The organism is Catenibacterium sp. AM22-6LB (genome assembly GCF_003435615.1).
GTDB classification, from domain to species: Bacteria; Bacillota_I; Bacilli_A; order Erysipelotrichales; family Coprobacillaceae; genus Catenibacterium; species Catenibacterium mitsuoka_A.
Genome location: NZ_QTUM01000091.1, coordinates 1 through 4,670 on the forward strand (window position 1 = coordinate 1; position 4,670 = coordinate 4,670).

At 45.0% G+C, this 4,670-nt stretch carries 6 protein-coding genes; all 6 read left to right on the forward strand.

Annotated features, from left to right (window positions below; genetic code table 11):
* The first annotated feature begins 155 nt into the window (after positions 1-155).
* The 6 genes from DW269_RS12105 (at position 156) to DW269_RS12130 (ending at position 4,136) form a co-directional block, all read left to right on the forward strand.
* Complete coding sequence (locus tag DW269_RS12105; RefSeq protein WP_181966891.1) at positions 156-461, forward strand: helix-turn-helix transcriptional regulator; 306 nt, start codon at positions 156-158, stop codon at positions 459-461.
* Positions 462-975: 514 nt separating this feature from the next.
* Positions 976-1,383 carry a type II toxin-antitoxin system PemK/MazF family toxin gene (locus tag DW269_RS12110; protein WP_110437431.1) on the forward strand — a complete coding sequence of 136 codons (408 nt, stop codon included), beginning with the start codon at positions 976-978 and terminating at the stop codon, positions 1,381-1,383.
* 6 nt (positions 1,384-1,389) lie between these two features.
* On the forward strand, positions 1,390-1,626 hold the full coding sequence (locus tag DW269_RS12115) for a helix-turn-helix domain-containing protein (RefSeq protein WP_110437432.1): 237 nt from the start codon (positions 1,390-1,392) through the stop codon (positions 1,624-1,626).
* A gap of 117 nt (positions 1,627-1,743) precedes the next feature.
* The gene (locus DW269_RS12120; RefSeq protein WP_117460240.1) at positions 1,744-2,367 is read left to right on the forward strand and encodes a helix-turn-helix domain-containing protein; all 624 of its coding nucleotides are present in this window, start codon (positions 1,744-1,746) and stop codon (positions 2,365-2,367) included.
* Between the two features lie 4 nt (positions 2,368-2,371).
* Positions 2,372-3,745 (forward strand): tyrosine recombinase XerC, encoded by a 1,374-nt coding sequence (gene xerC, locus DW269_RS12125; RefSeq protein WP_002304423.1) that lies wholly within the window; start codon positions 2,372-2,374, stop codon positions 3,743-3,745.
* An 85-nt stretch (positions 3,746-3,830) separates the two neighbouring features.
* On the forward strand, positions 3,831-4,136 hold the full coding sequence (locus DW269_RS12130) for a hypothetical protein (RefSeq protein ID WP_002304425.1): 306 nt from the start codon (positions 3,831-3,833) through the stop codon (positions 4,134-4,136).
* Positions 4,137-4,670: the final 534 nt, after the last annotated feature.

Below are 4,670 nucleotides of genomic sequence, written 5' to 3' on the forward strand. Positions count from 1 at the left end.
TGCCCGGTGGTGTGAGAGGACGAAAATAATTTTAATTATTTTCTCCTACTCGATTATACCAGCCTATCTTCCTTCATTTTAACACAAAGGCATGAACGAGAGCTTGGAGTAATGTACTCCGGCTCTTTTTTTATGCCTGCAAGGAGGACAGGCAGATGGCAAAGGGCATTGAGAACCAGTCACGATCTCCTCCCTCCGTTTTTGATTTTGCAACTTCACAAATTCAAAAACACGGAGGAACGAAAATGTATTACGACTTGGTTGAAAGCGGAAAAAGAATTAAAGCATTGAGAAAGAAACATGGGCTTACACAGGAACAGCTTGCGGAGCAGTTGGGCGTTGCCGCAAACACCATTGCACGAATTGAAACCGGCAACAGAGGCATCTCTATTGATTTGGCAATCGAATTGGTCGTGCGCTTTGATACAACCCTTGATTACATATTTTTAGGTCGTGAATAACCTCAAAACTATACCTACGAGGCAATAAAAACTTGCATGAGGAACAGGTACAATTTAGATACAGCCAAAGAAAATCGGCTGCTTGATCCTTGAAAACTGAATACACAGTCATCGAATACGTTCCTGTTGCCGGTGCGAGAGCATCAGCCACATCAGCGGTACGCCGTGACGTATCGGACAGAGAAACAGAACGACTTTCTTCTATAAATTAAGCAGTTGTCTCTCTCCCGATGCCAGCGATCAATACTGGCTTGTAAATATTGGGTTGCTCCCAATACGGCCATGAAAGCAACAGGATTAAAGATACTTCTCTACGGAGCTGGCGGAGAACCCGGCAGAGGTTAGATTCCTATGGAACTGATTCGCAATCAGTCGTTCGGTGATTCCCTGAGGGCGTAAGCCCTCTTTCTCAGGGGTGCGTGGCAAATATGGGACACATAGACTTTTGGACTGACTGCCTGATTCATTTCAGGCAGTCAGTTATTACATACCCAACGAAAGGAGGTCATGGCAAATGATGAAAGAAAATTGGGTATATTGCCGTGGTGATATTTATTGCGCCAATCTGGACCCGGTAGTTGGGTCGGAACAAGGCGGCATCCGTCCGGTTATCGTCATTCAGAACGATACCGGTAATAAACACGCTCCCACATTGATTGTGGCAACGGTCACCACCAGAATCCATAAGAAAGCGAATATGCCGACGCACTTTGTTATTTACGACAATCCTGCATTCAAAGAAGCGTCCGTTGTTCAGCTGGAACAGATTCGCACCATTGATAAGAGCAGGATTGATAATTACTTAGGTAAGGTAACGCCCCGTGAAATGGTAGCGATTGAGAAAGCCTTATCCGTCAGCCTGGCAATGGAGCAGCTGAAAAAGCGTTCCACAAAACATAAAGCAAAGAAAACGAAGGAGTGAACATAAATGTTTGAAGAAAGAATCGCTGCCATGAATCAGCGCACCGAAGAAGCGATAGCTGCTAACACAGTTCAGTTTGATAAGAGAACCTATACGGTTGATGAGATTCAGGATATTCTGGGCATCAGCAGAACCAGTGCATACAACCTTGTGAAAAAGAAGGTTTTTCATAGTGTCCGCATTGGCGGCAGCATCAGAATCTCCAAAAAGAGTTTTGATGAGTGGTTGGATCATCAAATGTAAGATTTGTCAAGGGTGTCGTACAACCCGGCGACAAACTTCAAAACATATTGAGAGTTCGATAAAATGTAGCCATGACAAGAAACACATGGCTACATTTTTTACATAGGAGGTTGTACGATGGCGGAAATGAGAAAACGCACGAGTATGTCTGTTCCGGAAATGGGCAGGATGCTTGGTCTTGGAAAAACGGAGTCATACTGGCTCATTAAGAAGAATTACTTCAAAACCATTCTTGGCGGCAACACCATGAGGGTGATGATCGACAGCTTTGAAGAATGGTATGCCAATCAGTTCAAATACCAGAAGGTCGATGGAACCCCTCCCGGTGAGGAACTGAAGAAAACTACATATTCAATGGAGGAGCTTGGACAGCGCCTTGGGCTGAAAGAAGCGACTGCTTACGAACTGGTTGCCAAAGGGCATTTTGATGTGGTCGATGTCCTGGGCAAGCGCAGAGTGACCAAGGAGAGCTTTGAAAGATGGTATGCTTCTCAAACCGATTACCGCACGGTAGAGGATCAGGAACTTGATGCAGATATTATGGCATCCACCTACGGTCTGCCAGAGATTGCAAGAATGCTTGACACCAATCGCCAGAATATCTACAGCATTGCCGCCAAGGGAAGCTTCGAGCTGATTCGAGTGGGCAGGCATAACCGAGCTACAAAAGAGAGCTTTATGAAGTGGTATCAGAATCAGACCCGCTACCAGTTAGCGGAAGATAGACAGGAAAGGAGATGATTACATGGCATCTATCGTTAAGAGAAAAAAGAAGTATTCTGTGGTTTATACATACACCGATGAGAACGGCAACAAGCGTCAGAAGTGGGAAACCTTTGAAACGAATGCTGAAGCAAAGAAAAGGAAGTTGCAGGTTGAATATGAGCAGGAGTCCGGAACCTTTATTCCCCCTTCTGCTAAAACCGTCAACGATCTTTTGGATGAGTATATGTCAATCTATGGTGTGAACACCTGGGCGATGTCTACCTATGAAAGCAGAAAGAGCCTGATTGCAAACTATATTCGTCCCCTCATCGGTGATATGAAGCTGGAGGATGTCACGCCGAGAATCATGGACAAGTATTACCGAGATTTGCTTTCTGTCAAAGCGGTTTCTTCTAAGTATGTAAAAGCCCGTACAGAATATCTGACTCCGCATACTGTCCGAGAGGTTCACAAGACATTGCGAAATGCTTTCAATCAGGCGGTCAAGTGGGAATTGATGACCAGAAACCCTGTGGAGCACGCTACACTGCCGAAGGAAGAACACAAGACCAGGGACATCTGGACAGCAGAAGTGCTCCAGAAGGCTCTGGAAGCCTGTGACGATGATATTCTTCGTCTGGCCATTAACCTTGCCTTCTCCTGTTCCTTGCGAATGGGCGAGCTTCTGGGGCTTACTTGGGACTGTATTGACATTTCCCCCACCAGTATTGAACTTGGTCAGGCAAGCATCTTCGTTGAAAAGGAGTTGCAGAGAGTAAATCGTGAAGCGATGGCAGATCTGGACGGTAAGGACATCATGTTCAAGTTCCCGCCGACCTTCGCCAGTACGCATACCGCATTGGTTCTCAAAACTCCTAAGACCAAAACAAGTGTCCGCAAGGTGTTCTTACCGAAAACCGTAGCGGAAATGTTGGTACAGCGAAAGGCTGACATCGAAGAACTGAAAGACCTTTTCGGTGACGAGTTCGTAGACTTCAATCTGGTTTTCTGTTCTTCCAATGGCAAGCCGATTGAGGGGCAGGTTATCAACCGTGCTTTCAATAAGCTGATTGAGGAGAAGGGACTGCCGAAAGTGGTTTTCCATAGTCTCCGACATTCCAGTATCACTTACAAGCTGAAGCTGAACGGCGGCGATATGAAATCCGTTCAAGGCGATTCCGGTCATGCACAGGTCAAGATGGTAGCGGATGTTTACTCTCATATCATCGACGATGACCGCAGACTGAACGCTGAAAGAATGGAAGCTGCGTTCTACTCAGGCAGACAGGCAACGCCTGAGCCGGTTCAACCAGCCGCAACGGAAAGCTCCGCTGATGATAAAGAACTTCTTCTGAAGCTTCTGCAAAATCCGGAAATGGCAGCACTCCTGAAGTCGCTGGCAAAAACATTATAGTAACTGCAAGGGCAGATCCTTTTACATAGCTACAATAGCTGTAAAAGGGTCTGCCCTTATTTTTTTGTTATGGAGGTCAACGAGTATGGATAGAATCTTTATGGACGAGTATTACGAGCATCTGAGAGCTGACAATATCGAGGCATTTTCCAAGGAAAGGAACGACGAATATGTTGGCAGAGCTGAGGAATACAAAGCAGCAAAGTCGGCATTGCTTGAAGGATTGGGACTTGAGCATTTGTTTGACCATAGCCATGAACTGACTCCGAAAGAGAAAGAAATATGGATGCTGTTCGATAGGGTTGATGTAGCAGAGCTTCTGGCAAGGGATGCTTTTGCCAAGGGTGCTTATATGCTCGGCGCTGAGGATAGAGAGATTATGCTGAAATAAAAAAAGACCTGCTTCGGCGGGTCTAAATTACATAGAATCATTGAGTCTGAAAAAACCTTTGAAATTCTTAATAATGCTGGTTGAAAAATCTATTTTGAAATGATATATTAAACAGACTAAGATGGTGTCTAAAGACATCAGCGCCTCCGCACGAGAATGAATAGGATTTCCTATCATTTCGTATCACGAGAAGTTACATAGAGGAATTTGCTTGCACTTGCAACGTCCACCGAAAATCGAAAGCCTTGCTAATTTCGAGCCAATTGGACGGTGTAAAATCCCTATGAAAATGCTTATGAAGCGTAATACCAGATAGGATTTGAAACTGTGAAAAGCCTTGTATTTCCAAGGATTTTCTTGCACTGTGTTGCACTTGGTTTCATCGTATCGGGTCTACTCCTAAGCGAAAGGTCGTAAGTTCAAATCTTATCTGGGACGCCAGTCAAATAATTACTGAAAGCTTTTAGGCTTTCAGTTTTTGTGCGACAGGCAGTCGCTTATATGTCATGTCAACAGGGGCATGACATTTTCTAC

What these genes read in the sequence shown, in the direction of transcription:
- DW269_RS12105 (WP_181966891.1), top strand. Translation starts at nt 156, where the DNA reads ATGGCAAAGGGCATTGAGAACCAGTCACGATCTCCTCCCTCCGTTTTT.
- DW269_RS12110 (WP_110437431.1), top strand. Translation starts at nt 976, where the DNA reads ATGATGAAAGAAAATTGGGTATATTGCCGTGGTGATATTTATTGCGCC.
- DW269_RS12115 (WP_110437432.1), top strand. Translation starts at nt 1,390, where the DNA reads ATGTTTGAAGAAAGAATCGCTGCCATGAATCAGCGCACCGAAGAAGCG.
- DW269_RS12120 (WP_117460240.1), top strand. Translation starts at nt 1,744, where the DNA reads ATGGCGGAAATGAGAAAACGCACGAGTATGTCTGTTCCGGAAATGGGC.
- xerC (WP_002304423.1), top strand. Translation starts at nt 2,372, where the DNA reads ATGGCATCTATCGTTAAGAGAAAAAAGAAGTATTCTGTGGTTTATACA.
- DW269_RS12130 (WP_002304425.1), top strand. Translation starts at nt 3,831, where the DNA reads ATGGATAGAATCTTTATGGACGAGTATTACGAGCATCTGAGAGCTGAC.